This window comes from Micromonospora sp. NPDC048842, from assembly GCF_040649935.1.
GTDB lineage: Bacteria > Actinomycetota > Actinomycetes > Mycobacteriales > Micromonosporaceae > Micromonospora > Micromonospora hortensis.
The window spans coordinates 24,058-42,478 of the sequence record NZ_JBEZGK010000024.1; the positions used below are offsets into that span (position 1 = coordinate 24,058).

Genomic DNA, 18,421 nt, shown 5'->3' on the forward strand with positions numbered 1-18,421 from the left:
GCGGTCGACGATGGCATCCCCCACCCCGGCCGGCAATGGGTATCGACTCATCACCGCGGCCCTGCTACATCGGGTCGACCCAGGCGTCCGCCCACCCAGGGTGTGCCGGAATCCGACAGCTGGAGCACCTTTACGTCAGAGTGACACTAACTCTAGGGTCGATCCATGTCCGACGATCGCTGGGTCGCCCCGAGGGTTCTTCTCGCGGTGGACCTCGTCATCCTCACGCTGCGCGGAGCCGTCCTTCAGGTCCTGCTGATCGAGCGCGGCGTCGAACCTGACCGCGGGGCGCTCGCGCTGCCCGGCGGCTTCCTCGGCCACAATGAGGAAGAGCTGCTCGCCGCCGCCCACCGCGAACTCGCCGAGGAAACCGGCTTCGCTGCCGACCGGCCGCACCTCGAACAACTTGGCGTCTACGGGACACCTGGACGCGACCCGAGGGGCCGGGTGATCTCGGTCGCCTACCTGGCGATCGCGCCGGCGCTGCCGGAGCCCGTCGCCGGCACCGACGCCTCTTCCGCCTATTGGAGGCCCGTGGACGAATCCCTCGCTGGCGACGTCCGGCTCGCCTTCGACCACCGGCGGATCCTCGCTGACGGGGTCGAGCGGGCCCGGGAGAAGCTCGAACGCACCGCACTCGCCACCGCTTTCTGCGGACCGACGTTCACGATCGCCGACCTCCGCACCGTCTATGAGGCGGTATGGGGCGCACCCCTCGATCCCCGCAACTTCTACCGCAAGGTTCGCAGCGTGGACGGCTTCATCGTCCCGGTGGAGGCGACCCGACGGACGGACGGCGGCCGGCCGGCCCAGCTGTTCCGGCCGGGCCCTCGCACCACACTGCATCCCCCCATGGTCAGGCCTTCTGGACCGGACCCGGCGGACAAGGAGACGGCATGAGCACCAAAGATCGGCTCGTCGTGATCCTCACGGCGCTCAATCTGGAGTACGAGGCGGTTTGCGAGCGGTTGTCCGACCTCACGGTGCACCGGCACGCTGCCGGGACCCGTTTCGAGGTCGGCCGGCTCGGCCGCGGAGGCTGCCGCGTCGCGCTGGCCTTGGTGGGCAAGGGCAACCATCCGGCCGCCGTCCTCGCGGAGCGCGCGATGGCCGAGTTCTCCCCGGCCGCCGTGCTCTTCGTGGGCGTCGCCGGAGGTCTGTGGCCGAACATCCGGCTCGGCGACGTGGTTGTGGCGAGCAAGGTCTACGCCTACCACGGCGGCACGAGCGAAAACGACGGGCTTAAGGCCCGGCCCAAGGCCTGGGAGATCCCGCACGAGGCCGACCAGATCGCCCACCACGTAGCACGCTCCGGGCGGTGGCGCGACGGGCTCACCGCCGAGCCACATCCCGCTACCGTCCACTTCGGTGCCATCGCGGCCGGTGAGGTAGTGCAGGACTCAGCGGTCTCGGAGCAGGCGCGGTGGATTCGCCAGCACTACAACGACGCGTTGGCGATCGAGATGGAGGCGGCGGGCGTCGCCCAGGCCGGGCACCTCAACCGCGCCCTGCCGGTTGTGGTGGTGCGGGGCATCAGTGACCACGCCGACGGCACCAAGACGAGCACCGACGGACACAACTGGCAGCCCCGGGCGGCACGGCACGCCGCCGCGTTCGCCGTTGCGCTGGCCCAGGAACTGGTGAAGAACCCCCCAACCCCCGCAACCAGTGACACCGACAGCGACAGGAGTGCGCCTGTGCGAATGACGAACCGGAACGTGGCCACCGGCAATGCTCGGGTGGGCATCCAGGCCGGGCAGATTCAGGGCGGCGTCGTCATCGGCGCCGGCGCCGGTGCCGATCGGCCGGCCGACCTGGCGGCGAGCCTCGGCGAACTGCGGCGTGACCTGAAGCAGGCACACCGGGACGGCGGCCTCGACAACGACACCTACGAGGCCGCCGAAGCGGAGCTGGACACCGCCGCCGACTGCGTCCGGGAGGGGGTGGCCGGCAGCAGGAGCAGGCTGCTACTCGCACTGCGGCGGCTGCGGGGCCTCGTCGGCGAGGTGGCCGAGTTGGCCGCACACCTCGCAGGCATCATCGCCGCGGTGAAGGCGCTCCAGTGACGACCGAAGCGGCGACGAACGTCGCGGACGGAGACGCGTACGTTGGCGTGCAGGCCGGTACCGTGCATGGCGGCATCAACTACTACACCCTGCCCCCCAATCCGACCCCGGAGCAGCAGTTCGAGGCTGGGGTGAAGTACCTCGACGCCCGGGTACGCGACGAGGCGGTGCGGCTGCTCGAACGCGCCGCCGCCGGTGGCCTCCAGACCACCGAAGTGCAGTTCTACAGGTTGATCGCCCTACTCAGCGGACGCACCCTGCGCCAACTCGGGGACGCTGAGCTGGACCGCCTCACGGCCATCTGCGGCAGCTTGCTGCCGCTCGATGCCAACGAACCGTGGGCCGCCGGCGTGGAGGCTGTCCTTCGGCTGCTGACCCCGGTCAGCCCGGCCGAAGCAGAATTCGTCATCAAGGAGATCGACGCGCTGGGTGATCGACAGCGGGAGAGCGTCTACGGCCACCTCGAGGCACTGCTCGACGGCACGATCCAGGACGAGATGTGGCAACGGTCCGTTGCTCTGGCGGTTTCACGGCGCACCAGCGACGACCGGGTCGACCGGGTATGGAAGTTTTTCCAACCTGTGCCCGCACAGCCCCGTACCCGGGAGGTGGCTCCCGCCGCCGTGACCGTGCGCAACTGGCTCCAGTTCGGTATCGCCGCGGCCATCGCCGCGCTCTCCGTCGTCTCCCTGGTCGCGCTGGCCATGGCGACGGGACGACTCGGTCCCATCGCCGGCGCACTCGTCGGCGTCGGCGGGCTCGCCGCCTACGGTGTCGGGGGCGCCGATCGCCACTACCGCTCGGCGCGCATGCACGCCAAGGAGGCACAGCTGCGCCCGCCCACCCAACGCCGTCCCGAAGCGCCGACGGGCGGATTCGCGAGCAGGGTGGACCGCATGTTCAATCACTACTTCGCCCTATATGTACCGCGGGGCACCGATCGCGGGTACTGGCTCGACCAGACCGCGGGCATACGGAGGCAGCTGCGTGACGAGCTGGTGGAGATCTACCGGGAACAGCGCATCGGAGCCGACCGCGTCGCCTGGTTGATCCGGCACCTCGTCGGGGACGTCCGAACCCGGTGGGAGCGCGACACTCTCACGGCCCACCGGCAGGAGCTGCGTCTCACCGTCCGCACACACACCCTCCATCTCGGCGGCCTGGTACTGCTCACCTGTGGCGGCATTCTGGCCATGGCGGGCAGTATCACGCTTGATCCCCTACACGCCGTCGTGTGGCTCCTGCTGGCGGTGGCCTCGGCGGTGCCGGCCAAACGTGCCGGGTTCCGCATCATCGCCGAACGGCGCCGCGTGGCCGACGATGACGCGGAACGGCTGCTCCGGGACCAAGCCCAATGGGCGGCGTACCGCAAGTGGCAGGCGAAGCTGGCCGACAGCCCCTCCGACGCCGAGATGGCGGCCTGGCTAGAACACGACCGCAAGGTCCTGGTCGACCAGGCCATGAGGCAATTCCAACTGCATCCCAGCCAGGTCATCGCGCACGCATTCATCGAGGCACCCGGCCGCGCCTGCAAGCGGGCCCGCTATCCCCGTGGCCCCTGGCGATACTCCCGGTATCAACTCCTGCTCTTCCTGCTCACTCAGGATGGTGTGCGGCAGGTCGACATCGAACTGGACTTCGAGCTGGCCACGAGCCGGATCACGCAGCGCCTCAACTACCGCTTCGACGCCGTCGCCGCCGTGCGAATCGAAGGGGTCGCCGGACAGCAGCAGACCTTTAAGCTGACGCTCTTCAACGGCGACCCGGTTTCGGTGCAGGTGAGCGTGCCAGAGGGCGAGACCGACCCACATGAGGACGACCCGACAAAGATCACCGAGCTGTCACAGGACGCGTCCGGACTCAGCCACACCCTGCACGTCCTGGAGGGGATCGCGGCTGAAGGTAAGCAGTGGGTGAGGCACCGCCGCCGCCGCGCCGATGAGAAACTTGCCAGCCTCGCAAGCGCCATTCGGGACGTGAACGACTGACGACGACTCGTTTCCGGGAATTGCGGCGGACGCTGCCGCCCGCCAACACCAGCCACGATCACGTCGTGATCGGCTCCCTCAGCCGCCCTGGCGTGCACTCGCTAGCATCCATCGGCGAATACTGGTCGAACCAGTCCTCGCTGGTGCCGGAACTCGACGCCAGCACCCGGGGAACACGAAAAGGCCCCGACCCAGTGTGAACCACCAGGTCAGGGCCTTTCTCGTTCATGCGCCGCCAGGGACACGAACCCGAATCCGCGAATTAAGAAATCGCTCGCCGGGGCCGCGTCGACTCCGTCAGGCGCCGCGCAGGGTGGCGCCGAGGCGTTCCGCCGCGACGGCGACCGCCGCGTCCCGTGCCGCGACCGCCTCCTCGACGGTGAGCGTCCGGTCCGGCGCCCGGAAGGTGAGCTTGTACGCCAGCGACCGGCGGCCGGCGCCGAGCTGCGCGCCGGAGTACACGTCGAACAGCCGCACGTCCTCCAGCAGCTCACCGGCACCCGCCTCCAGTGCCCGGCGCACCTGCTCCGCCGGCACCGAGTCGTCCACCACGAGGGCCACGTCGATCAGTGCCGGCGGGAAGCCGGAGACCGTCGGCGCCGGCGTCACCGGGGTCGGCGGCAGCGTGTCGAGGTTCAGCTCCATCGCGCTGGTGCGGCGGGGCAGCTCCAACGCCGCGACCACCACCGGGTGCAGCTCGCCGGCGTGTCCGACGACCGAGCCGTCGACCCGCAGCTCGGCGCAGCGACCCGGGTGCCACGGGGCGTACTCGGCGGCACGCACCTCGACCCGCTCGTCGGGGATCCCGGCGGCGGCGAGCACGTCACGGGCCGCCTCGATCGCGTCCGCCCATCCGGCCGGGCGACCGGCACCCCACCAACCGGCCGGGTCCAGGTCGCCGGAGAGCACCACCGCGACGTGCACCGGCTGCGCCGGTACCACCGCGTCGGCGGCCGCGAACTCGGCGTCGGTGGGACGCCGGTCCACCCCCATCGCCGGCGGGCTGCCGGCGCCGACGCGCGGGTGGAAGACCGCACCGATCTCGTAGAGGGCGAGGTCGCGGTGACCCCGGCCGAGGTTGCGCTTGAGGATGCCGAGCAGCGGGCCGAGCAGCGTGGTACGCAGCAGCGGCTCCTCATCGGACAGCGGGTTGGCCAGCCGCACCGCGGGCCGACGCGGATCGTCGGCCGGCAGGCCGAGCTGGTCGGCAAGCTCCGGCGACACGAACGGGTGCGCGAGCACCTCCACGTACCCCCGCTCGGCCAGCGACCAGGCGACGGCCCGGCGGCGACGCTGCCGCGGCGTCAGACCACTACCCGGAGGCGCGGTGGGAAGTACCGACGGCACCCTGTCGTACCCGTCGAGGCGGACCACCTCCTCGACCAGGTCGGCCGGGTCGGTCAGGTCGGGACGCCAGGTCGGCGGGGTCACGCTCAGAACCGTCCCGACGCCGCTGGCCACGCCGACAGCGCCCGGGTCCTCGGACAACCGGTCCGCGCCCTGCGCGACAGTGCAGCCGACCCGCTCCAGCAGGGCGACCACCCGCGCCGGCGGGTACTCGACGCCGACCCGCCGGGTCGGCAGGTCCGCCGGAAGGCTGATCGGGGTACGCGGCCGGACGTGGTCGATGTCCAGGATCTCCGCACTCGGCGTGCCCCCACCGTGCTCGGTGAGCAGCCGCACGGCACGCTCCAGCGCGACCAGCGCCACGGCCGGGTCGACGCCCCGCTCCCAGCGCTTCGCGGCCTCGCTGAACAGCTTGTGCCGGCGGGCGGTGCGCCCGACCATCGCCGGGTCCCAGTGCGCCGCCTCGAAGAGCACCGTCGTGGTGTCGGCGACGACCTCGCTGGTCTCGCCGCCCATCACCGCCGCCAGGGAGATCGGACCGGTGTCGTCGCAGATCACCATGTCGTCGGCGGTGAGCACCCGGTTGACCCCGTCGAGGGTGGTCAGCTTCTCCCCCGCCTCGGCGCGACGGACCACCAGCGGCCCGACGATCCGGTCGGCGTCGAAGGCGTGCATCGGCTGGCCCAGCTCCAACATCACGTAGTTGGTGATGTCGACGGGCAGCGAGATGCTGCGGATGCCGGCGGTGACGAGCCGCTGCTGCATCCAGGACGGTGTGGGCGCGCTCGGGTCGACCCCGCGGACCAGGCGGGCCGTGAACCGGTCGCAGCCGACAGTGTCGCGGACCTCCACCGGGTACGCCGGCGTCTCGGTGCCGCCCGGAGCCGGCGCCAGGGCCGGGTCGCGCAGCGGCACGTCGAACGCGTGCGACAGCTCCCGGGCCAGGCCGCGCAGGCTCAACGCGTACCCCCGGTCCGGGGTGATCTCCAGATCGAGGACGACGTCGTCGAGGCCGACCACCGGGCGCGCGTCGTCACCCGGCTTGGCCGTCACGTCCGGCCCCAGCACGATGATCCCGGAGTGGTCGTCACCCAGGCCCAGCTCCTTGGCCGAGCAGATCATGCCCGCCGAGTTGTGCCCGTACGTCTTGCGAGCGCCGATGGCGAAGCCGCCGGGCAGCACGCCGCCGGGCAGGATCACCACCACCCGGTCACCCTGGGCGAAGTTACGGGCACCGCAGACGATCTCCTGCGGCTCGCCGGTGCCGTTGGCGGCACCCACGTCGACCCGGCAGAACCGGATCGGCTTCTTGAAGCCGGTGAGCTCCTCGATCTCGCGGACCTCACCGACGACCAGTTGGCCGGTGACGGTCTCGGTCAGGTCCACAGCGGACTCGACCTCGATGCCGAGGTCGACCAGGGCCTGCTCCAGGTCACCGGTGGGCAGGTCGGCGGGGAGGTCGACGTACTCCCGCAGCCAACTGACAGAAACTCGCATGACTTCAGACCACCGTTCCCGTGTCTCGTACCCGCATCGCCTACGCCCCGGTCCCGAGCGCGCGGCTGAACCGCACGTCGCCCTCGAAGAGATGGCGGATGTCGCTGACCCCGTGCCGGACCATCAGGGTCCGGTCGATGCCCATGCCGAAGGCGAATCCGGAGTAGACCTCCGGGTCGACGCCGCAGGCGCGCAGCACCCGGGGGTTGACCATGCCGCAGCCACCCCACTCGACCCACTGCGGGCCGTCCCGGTGCTCCGGGAACCACACGTCGAACTCCGCCGACGGCTCGGTGAACGGGAAGTAGTGCGGCCGCCACCGGGTCTTCGCCTCCGGGCCGAACATCGCCCGGGCGAAGTGGTCGAGCGTGCCCCGCAGGTGGGCCATCGTGATGCCCTTGTCGACCACCAGGCCCTCGGCCTGGTGGAACACCGGGCTGTGGGTGGCGTCGATCTCGTCGGTGCGGTAGACGCGGCCCGGCACGATCACGTAGATCGGCGGCTTGCGGCTGAGCATCGTGCGGGTCTGCACCGTCGAGGTGTGCGTACGCAGCACCAGGCCGGAGCCCTCCGGTGCGATGTGGAAGGTGTCCATCAACCCGCGAGCCGGGTGGTCGGCGGGGATGTTCAACGCGTCGAAGTTGACCCACTCCAGGTCGACCTCGGGCCCCTCGGCCACCTCGTAGCCCATCCCGACGAAGAGGTCGCTGATCGACTCCATCAGGGTGCTCAACGGGTGCCGGGCGCCGCGCGGACGCCGGTCGTAGGGCAGGGTGACGTCCACCCGCTCCTCGACCAGCACCCGCTCGGCCTGCTCGCGCTCCACCACCTCGGAGCGCTCGGCGTACGCGGACTCGATCGCCCGGCGGGCCTCGTTGACCCGCTTGCCGGCGTCGGACTTCGCGGCCGGCGGCAGCGCGCCGATCTCCCGGCGAGCGAGGGAGACCGGTGACCGGTCACCCAGGTGCACCGAGCGCAGCGCGGTCAGCGCGTCCGGGTCGGCGGCGGCCTCGAACGCCTTGGTGGCGTCCGCGACGGCCTCGGCCAGGGCGGCGGGGTCGAGTAGGGCGACCTGCTTCGGGTCGTACGGATCGTTGCGGTAGCTCATGGCGTACGGGCACTCCCTCACGGCGGCGCCAGCCCTCACCGGGGCGGCTAGGCGAGTCTACGGACGCGCGGCTGTGCCGCAGCCCGCCGGTAGGAGTTGCGCAGGGAGCAGGTCAGGCCCGCCGCCCGCCGACACCGGCGGGCTGGCTAAACGAACGCCGTGTCGCGTTCATGGACGGACGCTCTCCCCTGCTGTCAGTCGCGCCGGAGGCAATCACCCTCAGCGCTGCGCTCTCGCTGAAGCGTACAGGCAGACCGCTGCGGCGGCAGCCAGGTTGAGGCTCTCCGCGCGCCCGTACAGCGGCACCCGCACAGTGGTGTCGGCCGCCGCGGTCAACTCCTCGGACAGCCCGTGCGCCTCCGAGCCGAACAACCAGGCGGTGGGTCCGACGAGCCGACCGTAGTCGGTCAGATCGTCCAGGTCGTTGTCGCCGTACCCGGTGGTGGCGAAGATCGACAGCCCGGCGGCGCGCAGCGCGTCGACCACCGCGACCGGGTCGCTGGCGCGCACCACGTCGACGTGGAAGAGGCTGCCGGCCGAGGCCCGCACACACTTACCGTTGTACGGGTCGACGGCGTCTCCGGCGAAGATCACGGCACCCGCGCCGGCCGCGTCGGCGGTGCGCAGCACGGTGCCGGCGTTGCCCGGATCACGGATCTCGGCGAGCACCGCCACCAGCCGGGGCGCACCCGCGAGGGCCTGCTCCAGTGAGACGTCCAAATGCCGGCAGACGGCGACCAACCCCTGTGGGGCGACGGTCTCGGTCAGCGCCGCGAGGGCATCGTCGGTCACCTCGGAGACCGGCACGTCGGCGCGGGCCGCCGTGGCGGCCAACTCCGGGTACCTGTCGAGCGCGGTGGTCGTACCGAACAACTCGGTGACCACCTCCGGCCGCGCGAGGGCCTCGCGGACCGCCTGTGGGCCCTCGGCCAGGAAACGGCCGGTGGCGTCGCGGTCCCGGCGGCGTTGCAGGCGGCGGGCGGCGACAACCCTTGGGGTACGCGGGGTGAAAGCCATGATGTGCGCTCCTCTGGCACGATTGAGGCGCCCCCCGGACGGCGGTGCCGACACGGGAGACGCCTCGCTCTGGTGCGTGGGGATCAGGCGGCCTGAGCCGCCGCGCCGCCGGTGCCCTCGGCCGTGACCGCGGCCCGGGCCAGCTCGACGATCGCCGCGAAAGAGGCGGCGTCGTTGACAGCCATGTCGGCCAGGATCTTGCGGTCGACCTCGATGCCGGCCAGACGCAGGCCCTGGATCAGACGGTTGTAGGTCATCCCGTTGGCCCGGGCGCCCGCGTTGATCCGCTGAATCCACAGCTGCCGGAAGTCGCCCTTGCGGTCGCGACGGTCCCGGTAGGCGTACTGCATCGAGTGCAGCACCTGCTCCTTGGCCTTGCGGTACAGGCGGGAGCGCTGACCGCGGTAACCACTCGCGGACTCCAGCAGGGTACGACGCTTCTTCTGGGCGTTTACAGCCCGCTTGACGCGTGCCATCTCAACTCCTAATTACGTAAAGGTGGCGCGCGTCAGCGGCCGAGCAGCTTCTTGATGCGCTTGACGTCGGCCTTGGCCAGCACGACCGTGCCGGTCAGCCGGCGGGTCTGGGTGGAGGGCTTCTTCTCCAGGTTGTGGCGGAGGCCGGCCTGCTGGGCAACGATCTTGCCCTTGCCGGTCACCTTGACCCGCTTACCCATACCCGTGTGGCTCTTCATCTTCGGCATGTGGAACGTCTTCTCCCCTGTTACTCGCCGCTGGTGTCGGCGGCGAGGCCGGTGTCACCGGCTGCTGCGGTCTCGCTGACCGCCGCGGTCTCATCGGCTTCCGGAGCGGCGGACTCGTCCCCTGCCCGGTCCCGAGGTCCGCCGCGAGACGCCGTAGCGGCGACCGCGGAGGCCTTGACGGCCCGATGCGGGGCGAGAACCATGATCATGTTTCGGCCGTCCTGCTTCGGAGCGGCCTCGACGTATCCCAGTTCCGTGATCTCGGATTCGAGCCGGCGAAGGAGCCGGTAACCCAGCTCCGGGCGGCTCTGCTCGCGACCGCGGAACATGATCGTCACCTTGACCTTGTCGCCCGCCTTGAGGAACCGCACCACGTGACCCTTTTTGGTCTCGTAGTCGTGCGGGTCGATCTTCGGCCGAAGCTTCATTTCCTTGATGACGGTCTGCTGCTGATTACGCCGCGCTTCGCGCGCCTTGAGTGCGCTCTCGTACTTGAACTTGCCGAAGTCCATGAGCTTGCACACCGGCGGGCGCGCCATCGGCGCAACCTCGACCAGGTCCAGATCGACGTCCGCGGCCAGCTGAAGAGCGCGCTCCAGCGGGACGATGCCCACCTGCTCACCCTCTGGGCCGACCAGTCGGACCTCACGTGCCCGGATCTGCTCGTTCACGCGTGGTTCGACGCTGATGGGGCCTCCTCGAGTCGTTTCTGCTCACTCGCCGACCCCTGCGGCTCCCGGGAGGGAACCGACTCGAAAAGCAGAAGGCCCCGGCGCATGCCAGGGCCCGCTCGACCGGTCAGCACGATCACAAGGATCGCGCACCCGGCGCCGGGACATGCCCGGAACCGGTGACCGGACCCGGCCACCGTAGCGGCGACTCGGGTGGGAGCAGGCGCTCCGCTTTCAAGGCTGTCTGCTCGCACGCGGAGACAGCCTGGTCGACTCGATAACACTACACCGGCGCCCCGGCGACCCCCAAACCGGGCACGACCCGCGGCCGGCACGAGCCGGTGGGTGGTTTCGCCGGGGTCAGCGGCCGACGGCGCGTTCGGCGAGACGGACCTGGTGGGCCTCGTGCAGCCGGCGCAGCGCGCGGACCCCGTCGACGGCCAACTCCTTGTCGGCGGCCTGCAACGCGACCATCGGCAGCAGGTCGTCGTCGTGCAGCTCCAGGCTGGCCCACGGCGCGCCCCGGTCGAAGCGGACGCCCCGGACAACCTCCCAGGGCAGCTCGTAGGAGCTGATGACGTTACGGACCCGGATGCTCCGAGCGTCCGCCTCCACCCGGGGACGGGTGAACAGCAGGAAGCCCAGCGCACCGAAGACGCCCAGGCCGATCATGGCGATCTGGTCGCCGCGCTGGAAGCTGCCGTAACCATCGCCGGTCGGGCCACTCAGCGAGGTGGCGACCAGACCGAACACCACCACCAGGGCGGCCGCCGCCGACCAGCAGACCACGCGGATGCGGCGGGGCTTCAGGCGGACCAGCTCGGTTTCACTCACCCCACCAGTCTGCCATCCGCGCTCGTCCACCAAACGCACCACCCGCCGAGCCACCCCCGACTCCTGTGCCCCCCTGGCGAGCGGAAGGGTCGCCGATCTTGCGGTTTCGGTTGTCGATACAGGGTGATATTCACCTTGTGTCGGTGCAGAATGTGCAAGATCGCGGAGCAGGATCAGGTCGGGCTTGCCGATCATGGAGTTGTGGTGCCTGGTTTAGGGTCTTCCGGGCTTTTTGTCGCCCAGCACAACTCCATGATCGGCTAGGCATCGCTGGGACGGGCGCGCGGATAACCCCGGTCCACCGGCGCTCTTGACCTGGACGGTCAGAGGCGGCAGGCGTGGATGTTGGTGACGAGGATGGCGCGGGCACCCAGTTCGTACAGCTCGTCCATGATGCGGTGCACGTCGTCGCGGAGCACCATCGCCTGCACCGCCACCCAGCCCTCGCGGTGCAGCGGCGACACGGTGGGCGACTCGATGCCCGGGGTGAGCCCGCTGGCCCGGTCCAGCAGACCGGCCGGCACGTCGTAGGCGAGCATCACGTAGCGGCGAGCCACCAGCACACCGTGCAGGCGGCGCAGCAACTGCTCGGCCTGCGGTTGCGCGGGCGCGCCGGCGCGCCGGACCAGCACCGCCGACGAGCGCAGCAACGGCTCGCCGAAGACCACCAGGCCCGCCTGGCGCAGGGTCGCGCCGGTTTCCACCACGTCCGCGATCACGTCCGCGACACCGAGGCGTACGGCGTTCTCCACAGCGCCGTCGAGGCGGATCACGTCTGCCTTGACGCCCACCTCGCCGAGGTGCCGTTCGACAAGCCCCGGGTAAGCGGTGGCGATGCGGTGACCGCCCAACTCCTGCACGGAGGCGATGTCGTCGGGGCGGGCGGCGAAGCGGAAGGTGGCCCGGCCGAAGGCGAGGTCGACGACCTCCTCGGCTGGCGCGGCCGAGTCGATCAGCAGGTCCCGGCCGGTGATCCCGAGGTCGAGGTCACCGGAGCCGACGTAGGTGGCGATGTCCTTCGGACGCAGGTAGAAGAATTCGACGTCGTTGGCCTCGTCCCGGCAGACGAGGTCCTTGGGGTCGGTGCGCTGGCGGTAGCCCGCCTCGCGCAGCATCTGGGCGGCCGGTTCGGCCAGGGTGCCCTTGTTGGGAATGGCGACACGCAGCATGACGGAGTGCTCCTTCGATCCGGTTGGCGATCAACAGGGGTGGGGGCACTCACAGATGTCGGTAGACGTCCTTGAGCTCGAGACCGCTGGCGAGCATCAGCACCTGGACCTGGTAGAGCAGCTGGGAGATCTCCTCGGCGGTGCGCTCCGGCCCCTCGTGCTCGGCGGCCATCCACGACTCGGCCGCCTCCTCGACGACCTTCTTGCCGATGAAGTGCACGCCCTTGTCCAGCGCGGCGACGGTGCCCGAGCCCGGGGTGCCGGCGGCGGCCTTGGCCTGCAGCTCGGCGAACAACTCCTCGAACGTCTTCACGGGGAACGATTCTTCCAGCCACCCGGGCGGCACCCCGCGTCCGGGTCCATCGGAATCCAGTAAGCGGACAATTCCCTACCAACATGGTGGGACAATTGTCGATCGATGCCCATGGAGCTCTACGCTGTCCGCCATGGCCAGCCGCTCACGTCTCCTCGCGCTCACCTTCGCCGGCGCCGTCGTCGTAGCCACCGCCGGATGCGCGCCACAGGACGAGAAACCCACCCCCACTGTCACAGCAACGCCGTCCTGCGCCAAGGACAGCCTGCCCACGCGTACGCCGGGCAAGCTGACCATCGCCACCGACCAGCCCGCGTACGAGCCGTGGTTCGCCAAGGACAAGCCGGACAGCGGCGAGGGCTTCGAATCCGCCGTCGCGTACGCGGTGGCCGAGAAGCTCGGCTACGCCCGCGCCGACGTCACCTGGACCAGGGTCAAGTTCGACACCGCCATCGCGCCGGGGCCGAAGGACTTCGACTTCGACATCAACCAGTTCTCCATCACCGACGAGCGCAAGCAGGCTGTCGACTTCTCCGCGCCGTACTACCTGGTGCGGCAGACAGTCATCGCGTTGAAGTCCTCGAAGATCGCCGGCCGGAAGTCGCTGGCCGACCTGCGGGACGCTCGGCTCGGCGCGCAGGTCGGCACCACCAGCTACCAGGCGATCACCGACGTGATCAAGCCGGCCGCCAAGCCGCAGGTCTACAACAGCAACGACGACGCCAAGAAGGCCCTTCAGAACGGGCAGCTGGACGGTCTCGTGGTGGACCTTCCGACCGCCTTCTACATCACCGGCGCGGAGATCACCGACGCGACGATCGTCGGGCAGGTGCCGCAGGTCGGTACGCCCGAGGCGTTCGGGTTGCTGCTGGACAAGAACTCCCCACTGACCTCCTGCGTGAGCGGGGCGGTCAGTCAGCTCACCACGGGGGGCACGCTGAAGGAACTGGAACAAAAGTGGCTCGCGCAGGTGGCGGGGGCGGCCGAGCTGCGGTGACGCTACTGGATCAGGTGCCCTCGGAGGCGCAGCTGCGGCGGTCGGCGTACCGGCGTCGGCAGACCGTCTACAGCGTGCTCGTCGCGGCGTCCTCGACGGCGGCGCTCGGCACGCTGCTGGTGATCGCGGTGACCGGGGCGCCGGGCTGGGACCGGGTCCGGCGGTCGTTCCTGGATCCGGAGATCGCCCGCGACGCGCTGCCGACGGTGCTGAGCGGGCTCTGGCTCAACGTACGGCTGCTGGTCTGCTGTGCGGTCGGCGCGCTGCTGCTCGGGCTGGTGATCGCCGTGCTGCGGACGCTGCGCGGGCCGGTCTTCTTCCCGGTCCGCGCGCTGGCCGCCGGCTACACCTACACCTTCCGCGGCCTACCGCTGATCATCGTGCTGTACCTGCTCACCCTCGGCGTGCCGGGGCTGCGGTTGCAGGGCATGCCGCCGGTGCTGGTGCTGGGTGGGATCGCGTTGGTCCTCACCTACGGCGGCTACCTCGCCGAGGTGTTCCGGGCCGGCATCGAGTCGGTGCACTCCAGCCAACTCGCCGCGGCCCGCTCGTTGGGCCTGACGTACCGGCAGACGATGCGCCACGTGGTCCTGCCGCAGGCCGTCCGCCGGGTGGCGCCACCCCTGCTCAACGACGTGGTGGCGTTGCAGAAGGACGTCGGGCTGGTCTCGCTGGCCGGGCCGATCGACGCGGTCCGCGCCGCGCAGATCGCCACCGCCCAGACCTTTAACTACACGCCGTACGTCGTGGCGGGGGTGCTCTTCGTGCTGCTCGCCATCCCGCTGATCGCGGTCACCGACTGGGTGACGCTACGCGCCGCCCGCCGACAGTCGGGAGGCTGACCCATGGCATTGCTGCGCTGTCGGGGCCTGCGCAAGGAGTTCGGCGGGCACACCGTGCTCGACCACCTCGACCTGACCGTCGCCGAGCATCAGGTGGTGGCGGTGATCGGCGCGTCCGGGTCCGGCAAGTCGACACTGCTGCGCTGCGTCAACCTGCTGGACGAACTCGACGACGGCACCATCGAGTTGGACGGGGAGGACATCTCCGATCCCCGGGTCGACCCGGACCGGGTCCGGCGGCGGATCGGCATGGTGTTCCAGGCGTACAACCTCTTCCCGCACCTGAGCGTGTTGGACAACATCACCCTCGCGCCGCGCCGCGTACACGGGCGGGGCCGGACGGAGGCCGAGGCGCAGGCCCGGGAGCTTCTCGACCGGGTGGGGCTCGGCGCCAAGGCGGACGCCTACCCGGACCGGCTCTCCGGCGGGCAACAGCAGCGGGTGGCGATCGTCCGGGCGATGGCCAACTCACCTCGTCTGATGCTGCTCGACGAGGTCACCTCCGCGCTCGACCCGGAGCTGGTCGGCGAGGTCCTGACGATGATCCGCGACCTGAAGGCCGACGGCATGACAATGGTGCTGGCCACCCACGAGATGGGCTTCGCCCGGGAGGTCGCCGACGAGGTGTGCTTCCTCGACGCCGGGCGGGTCGTCGAGAGCGGCCCGCCCGAGCAGGTGCTCGGCGAGCCGACGCAGCCCCGTACCCGACAGTTCCTGCGCCGGATCATCGAGGCCGGCCGTCTCTGAAGGCCCGCCTTCAGAGACGGCCCGGGCGTCAGCCGCCGAAGCCGACCCGCTGGGCGTTGCCCGCAGCCACCGTCCGCACGGCCAGCGCGGCGTCGAGCGCCGCCACCGTGGCGGCCCAACCCTTGTCCTCGGCCGAGCCGGGCAGACCGGCCCGGTCGCGGGCCTGCTCGATGGTCTCCACTGTCAACACCCCGTGCGCCACCGGCTTGCCCTCGTCCAGCGCCACCCGGGTCAGCCCGTCGGTGACCGAACGGCACACGTAGTCGAAGTGGGCGGTGGACCCACGGACCACCACGCCGAGGGCGACCACGACGTCGCAGCGGCGGGCGAGGGCCTGCGCGACCACCGGCAGTTCGACCGAACCGGCGACCCGGGCGACCACGGAACGCGCACCGCACGCCTCGGCGGCGGCCACCGCACGCTCCAGCATGTGGTCGGTCAGCTCGCCGTGCCAGCGGGCGGCAACGACCCCGACGGTCAGCCCCGCGGCGTCGACCGCCTCGACTCCCGGCTCACCGAAACCCGCCATCGTCATGCTCCGATCTCGTCGTTGGCGACCGGACGCCCCAGCGGCGCCTCGGACACCTCGTCCAACTCGTCCAGCAGGTGACCCATCCGGTCCCGCTTGGTGCGCAGGTAGCGCATGTTCTCCGGGTGCGCGCCGACCGGCAGCCCCTCGCGGCCGGTGATGGTCAACCCGTACCCCTCCAGCCCGGCCCGCTTGGCCGGGTTGTTTGTCAGCAGCCGCATCGACCGCACGCCCAGGTCGTAGAGGATCTGCGCGCCGGTGCCGTAGTCGCGGGCGTCGGCCGGCAGGCCCAGGTCGAGGTTGGCGTCGACGGTGTCGCGGCCCAGGTCCTGCAACTGGTACGCCTGCAGCTTGTGCAGCAGGCCGATGCCGCGCCCCTCGTGCCCACGGACGTAGAGCACCACGCCCCGGCCTTCCTGCCCGACCCGCGCCAGCGCGGCGTCCAGCTGCGGCCCACAGTCGCAGCGCAGCGAGCCGAACACGTCCCCGGTCAGGCACTCGGAGTGCACCCGGACCAGCACGTCCTGGCCGTCACCGAGGTCACCCAGCACCATCGCGACATGTTCGGCCGGGTCGTGCTCGGCGCGGTAGCCGAGCGCCCGGAACACCCCGTGCTTCGTCGGCATCCGGGCGTCGGCGACCAGCTCGACCTGCTTCTCGGTACGCCGACGGTAGGCGATCAGGTCGGCGATGGTGACGAGCGTGAGGCCGTGCTCGGCGGAGAACTTCTCCAGGTCCGGCAGGCGCATCATGGTGCCGTCGTCGTTGACCAGCTCGCAGAGCACGCCCGCCGGACGCAGCCCGGCCAGCCGGGTCAGGTCGATCCCCGCCTCGGTGTGCCCGGGTCGGCGCAGCACCCCGCCCTCGCGAGCGCGCAGCGGCACCACGTGCCCGGGGCGGGCCAGGTCGGTCGGGTCGGTCGCCGCGTCGGCGAGCAGCCGGCTAGTGTGCGCCCGGTCGGCCGCCGAAATGCCGGTGCTGACCCCCTCGCGGGCGTCCACTGTCACCGTGTACGCGGTGCCGCGCCGGTCCTGGTTGGTGTGGTGCATCGGCGGCAGGTCGAGCCGGTCGGCTTCGCTCTCGGTCAACGCCACGCAGACGTAGCCGGAGGTGTAGCGCACCATGAACGCCATCAGCTCCGGCGTGGCCAACTCGGCCGCGAAGATCAGGTCGCCCTCGTTCTCCCGGTCCGCGTCGTCGACCACGACGACCGGCCGCCCGGCCGCGATGTCCGCGATCGCCTGCTCAATATCCCCAAAGCTGGTCACGCGACAGCCTCCGTGTAGATGGGCGTACGGACGGTCGCCGGTCGGGCGGCGCGGGAGGTGCGCCACCAGGCGGCGAAGCCCCAGACGCAGAGGGCGCCGTAGATCAGGTACATGACGGCCGACGGGTAGAACCCGCCGCGCAGCAGCAGCGGCACCCCGACCGCGTCCACAGCGATCCAGAGCAGCCAGAACTCCACCCAGCCGCGGGCCATCCCGTACGTGGCCAGCAGGCTGCCGGTGAGGATCCAGGCGTCGGGCAGCGGGCCCCACGAGCCCAGGGCCTTGAGCAGCGGGTACGCCGCGGCGGTGCCGATCACGGCGGCCACCAGCAGCATCAGCCGCTCCCGTCCGGTGGCCCAGCGCGGCACGACAGCGGCCTGCCCGCCGTCGGCGCGACGGTTGCGCTGCCAGCGCCACCAGCCGTAGACGCTGACAGCGAAGAAGAACACCTGCCGGCCGGCCTGCCCGTACAGGTCGTGCTCCTGCGGTGTGGCGAACACCCCGCCGAGGAAGACGGTGAGGAGCAGCGCGTTACCGACCATGCCGACCGGCCACGCCCAGACCAGCCGGCGCAACCCGAGCAGCGCCGAGACCAGCCCGAACGCGTTGCCGACGATCTCCCTGGCCAGCACCGGCGAGCCGGCGACGTGCACCTGCGCGTCCAGCAGCCAACTGAGCGGGCCCATCAGGCCACCCCGCCCTGGTTCGCGGCCAGCCCGCTGGTGTCGGTGAGCCGGTCGCCGAGCAGCCGCTCGACGTACTTGGCCAGCACGTCCACCTCCAGGTTGACCGGGTCGCCGACGCCCTTCGCGCCGAGCGTGGTCAGCTTGAGCGTGGTGGGGATCAGCCCGACGGCGAATTCGTCAGCGCCGACGGCGGCGACTGTCAACGAGACACCGTCGATGGTGATCGAGCCCTTCTCCACCACGTAGCGGGACAGGGCGGCGGGCAGTCGGAACCGGACGGTCTCCCACTGCTCGGCCGGTTCCCGGGAGATGAGTTCACCGACGCCGTCGACGTGGCCCTGCACCAGGTGCCCGCCGAGGCGGCTACCGAGCGCGGCGGCCCGCTCCAGGTTGACCGGGTCGCCGGGGCGCAGCGCGCCGAGCGCGGAGCGGCGCAGCGTCTCCCCCATCACGTCGGCGGTGAAGACGCCGTCGCCCACCTCCACGACGGTCAGGCAGACACCGTTGACGGCGATCGAGTCGCCGTGCCGGGCGTCGGACGTGACCAGCGGGCCGCGGACGCCCAGCAGCGCCGAATCGCCTGCCGTCGGCTCCACCCGGACGATCTCGCCCAATTCCTCGATAATGCCGGTGAACATC

Annotated in this window: 19 protein-coding genes; 6 read left to right on the forward strand and 13 right to left on the reverse strand. The window is 70.8% G+C overall.

Annotated elements, in window-relative coordinates; genetic code table 11:
• Positions 1 to 165 precede the first annotated feature (165 nt).
• From AB0C19_RS26715 to AB0C19_RS26725, 3 genes are read left to right on the forward strand one after another with little or no spacing between them, the layout of a single operon-like run.
• Entirely contained in the window at positions 166 to 900 is a 735-nt protein-coding gene (locus AB0C19_RS26715; protein WP_357189706.1) for an NUDIX domain-containing protein, read from the forward strand.
• The gene (locus tag AB0C19_RS26720) at positions 897 to 2,066 is read left to right on the forward strand and encodes a 5'-methylthioadenosine/S-adenosylhomocysteine nucleosidase (RefSeq protein ID WP_357189708.1); all 1,170 of its coding nucleotides are present in this window, start codon (positions 897 to 899) and stop codon (positions 2,064 to 2,066) included. The genes AB0C19_RS26715 and AB0C19_RS26720 overlap by 4 nt, the downstream gene beginning before the upstream one ends.
• Entirely contained in the window at positions 2,063 to 4,054 is a 1,992-nt protein-coding gene (locus tag AB0C19_RS26725) for a hypothetical protein (RefSeq protein ID WP_357189710.1), read from the forward strand. Before AB0C19_RS26720 ends, AB0C19_RS26725 begins: the two co-directional genes overlap by 4 nt.
• 297 nt (positions 4,055 to 4,351) lie before the next feature.
• Here the strand turns inward: AB0C19_RS26725 and pheT are convergent, their stop codons facing one another.
• The 9 genes from pheT to AB0C19_RS26770 all read right to left on the reverse strand — a co-directional run bounded on the left by pheT (position 4,352) and on the right by AB0C19_RS26770 (position 12,713).
• On the reverse strand, positions 4,352 to 6,898 hold the full coding sequence (gene pheT / locus AB0C19_RS26730; protein ID WP_357189712.1) for a phenylalanine--tRNA ligase subunit beta: 2,547 nt from the start codon (positions 6,896 to 6,898) through the stop codon (positions 4,352 to 4,354).
• Between the two features lie 40 nt (positions 6,899 to 6,938).
• Positions 6,939 to 8,006 carry a phenylalanine--tRNA ligase subunit alpha gene (gene pheS / locus AB0C19_RS26735; RefSeq protein WP_357189714.1) on the reverse strand — a complete coding sequence of 356 codons (1,068 nt, stop codon included), beginning with the start codon at positions 8,004 to 8,006 and terminating at the stop codon, positions 6,939 to 6,941.
• A gap of 219 nt (positions 8,007 to 8,225) precedes the next feature.
• Positions 8,226 to 9,077, reverse strand: coding sequence for an RNA methyltransferase (locus tag AB0C19_RS26740; RefSeq protein WP_357189716.1), 852 nt, complete (start codon positions 9,075 to 9,077; stop codon positions 8,226 to 8,228).
• 29 nt (positions 9,078 to 9,106) lie between these two features.
• A complete protein-coding gene (rplT, locus tag AB0C19_RS26745) occupies positions 9,107 to 9,499 on the reverse strand; it encodes a 50S ribosomal protein L20 (RefSeq protein WP_030488429.1) in 393 nt (130 codons plus the stop codon).
• 32 nt (positions 9,500 to 9,531) lie between these two features.
• Positions 9,532 to 9,726 carry a 50S ribosomal protein L35 gene (rpmI, locus tag AB0C19_RS26750; RefSeq protein WP_007458415.1) on the reverse strand — a complete coding sequence of 65 codons (195 nt, stop codon included), beginning with the start codon at positions 9,724 to 9,726 and terminating at the stop codon, positions 9,532 to 9,534.
• A gap of 20 nt (positions 9,727 to 9,746) precedes the next feature.
• Complete coding sequence (gene infC, locus AB0C19_RS26755; RefSeq protein WP_124818759.1) at positions 9,747 to 10,397, reverse strand: translation initiation factor IF-3; 651 nt, start codon at positions 10,395 to 10,397, stop codon at positions 9,747 to 9,749.
• A gap of 360 nt (positions 10,398 to 10,757) precedes the next feature.
• Positions 10,758 to 11,231: a PH domain-containing protein gene (locus tag AB0C19_RS26760; RefSeq protein WP_357189718.1), complete on the reverse strand. Its 474-nt coding sequence runs from the start codon at positions 11,229 to 11,231 to the stop codon at positions 10,758 to 10,760.
• Positions 11,232 to 11,554: 323 nt separating this feature from the next.
• Positions 11,555 to 12,400 (reverse strand): ATP phosphoribosyltransferase, encoded by an 846-nt coding sequence (gene hisG, locus AB0C19_RS26765; RefSeq protein WP_030488425.1) that lies wholly within the window; start codon positions 12,398 to 12,400, stop codon positions 11,555 to 11,557.
• Positions 12,401 to 12,449: 49 nt separating this feature from the next.
• Positions 12,450 to 12,713: a phosphoribosyl-ATP diphosphatase gene (locus tag AB0C19_RS26770; protein WP_030335709.1), complete on the reverse strand. Its 264-nt coding sequence runs from the start codon at positions 12,711 to 12,713 to the stop codon at positions 12,450 to 12,452.
• 133 nt (positions 12,714 to 12,846) lie between these two features.
• On the opposite strand from AB0C19_RS26770, the gene AB0C19_RS26775 reads away from it, so the two are divergent.
• From AB0C19_RS26775 to AB0C19_RS26785, 3 genes are read left to right on the forward strand one after another with little or no spacing between them, the layout of a single operon-like run.
• A complete protein-coding gene (locus tag AB0C19_RS26775) occupies positions 12,847 to 13,710 on the forward strand; it encodes an ABC transporter substrate-binding protein (protein ID WP_357189720.1) in 864 nt (287 codons plus the stop codon).
• Between the two features lie 5 nt (positions 13,711 to 13,715).
• Positions 13,716 to 14,552 carry an amino acid ABC transporter permease gene (locus AB0C19_RS26780; protein WP_357189798.1) on the forward strand — a complete coding sequence of 279 codons (837 nt, stop codon included), beginning with the start codon at positions 13,716 to 13,718 and terminating at the stop codon, positions 14,550 to 14,552.
• 3 nt (positions 14,553 to 14,555) lie between these two features.
• Positions 14,556 to 15,299, forward strand: a complete 744-nt coding sequence (locus AB0C19_RS26785; protein WP_357189722.1) for an amino acid ABC transporter ATP-binding protein — start codon at positions 14,556 to 14,558, stop codon at positions 15,297 to 15,299.
• 28 nt (positions 15,300 to 15,327) lie between these two features.
• On the opposite strand, the gene ribH is transcribed toward AB0C19_RS26785, so the two are convergent.
• From ribH to AB0C19_RS26805, 4 genes are read right to left on the reverse strand one after another with little or no spacing between them, the layout of a single operon-like run.
• On the reverse strand, positions 15,328 to 15,828 hold the full coding sequence (gene ribH / locus AB0C19_RS26790; protein ID WP_091401939.1) for a 6,7-dimethyl-8-ribityllumazine synthase: 501 nt from the start codon (positions 15,826 to 15,828) through the stop codon (positions 15,328 to 15,330).
• 2 nt (positions 15,829 to 15,830) lie between these two features.
• On the reverse strand, positions 15,831 to 17,096 hold the full coding sequence (locus tag AB0C19_RS26795; protein WP_357189724.1) for a bifunctional 3,4-dihydroxy-2-butanone-4-phosphate synthase/GTP cyclohydrolase II: 1,266 nt from the start codon (positions 17,094 to 17,096) through the stop codon (positions 15,831 to 15,833).
• On the reverse strand, positions 17,093 to 17,782 hold the full coding sequence (gene pnuC, locus AB0C19_RS26800) for a nicotinamide riboside transporter PnuC (protein WP_357189726.1): 690 nt from the start codon (positions 17,780 to 17,782) through the stop codon (positions 17,093 to 17,095). The genes AB0C19_RS26795 and pnuC overlap by 4 nt, the downstream gene beginning before the upstream one ends.
• Complete coding sequence (locus tag AB0C19_RS26805; RefSeq protein ID WP_357189728.1) at positions 17,782 to 18,420, reverse strand: riboflavin synthase; 639 nt, start codon at positions 18,418 to 18,420, stop codon at positions 17,782 to 17,784. Before AB0C19_RS26805 ends, pnuC begins: the two co-directional genes overlap by 1 nt.
• Position 18,421 lies beyond the last annotated feature (1 nt).

Excerpts from the sequence above, each read along its gene's own strand:
- hisG (WP_030488425.1), bottom strand. The coding sequence starts at position 12,400 with ATGCTGCGTGTCGCCATTCCCAACAAGGGCACCCTGGCCGAACCGGCC.
- pnuC (WP_357189726.1), bottom strand. The coding sequence starts at position 17,782 with ATGGGCCCGCTCAGTTGGCTGCTGGACGCGCAGGTGCACGTCGCCGGC.
- ribH (WP_091401939.1), bottom strand. The coding sequence starts at position 15,828 with ATGGCGGGTTTCGGTGAGCCGGGAGTCGAGGCGGTCGACGCCGCGGGG.
- AB0C19_RS26715 (WP_357189706.1), top strand. The coding sequence starts at position 166 with ATGTCCGACGATCGCTGGGTCGCCCCGAGGGTTCTTCTCGCGGTGGAC.
- pheT (WP_357189712.1), bottom strand. The coding sequence starts at position 6,898 with ATGCGAGTTTCTGTCAGTTGGCTGCGGGAGTACGTCGACCTCCCCGCC.
- AB0C19_RS26785 (WP_357189722.1), top strand. The coding sequence starts at position 14,556 with ATGGCATTGCTGCGCTGTCGGGGCCTGCGCAAGGAGTTCGGCGGGCAC.
- AB0C19_RS26805 (WP_357189728.1), bottom strand. The coding sequence starts at position 18,420 with ATGTTCACCGGCATTATCGAGGAATTGGGCGAGATCGTCCGGGTGGAG.
- AB0C19_RS26720 (WP_357189708.1), top strand. The coding sequence starts at position 897 with ATGAGCACCAAAGATCGGCTCGTCGTGATCCTCACGGCGCTCAATCTG.
- AB0C19_RS26775 (WP_357189720.1), top strand. The coding sequence starts at position 12,847 with ATGGCCAGCCGCTCACGTCTCCTCGCGCTCACCTTCGCCGGCGCCGTC.
- rplT (WP_030488429.1), bottom strand. The coding sequence starts at position 9,499 with ATGGCACGCGTCAAGCGGGCTGTAAACGCCCAGAAGAAGCGTCGTACC.
- rpmI (WP_007458415.1), bottom strand. The coding sequence starts at position 9,726 with ATGCCGAAGATGAAGAGCCACACGGGTATGGGTAAGCGGGTCAAGGTG.
- pheS (WP_357189714.1), bottom strand. The coding sequence starts at position 8,006 with ATGAGCTACCGCAACGATCCGTACGACCCGAAGCAGGTCGCCCTACTC.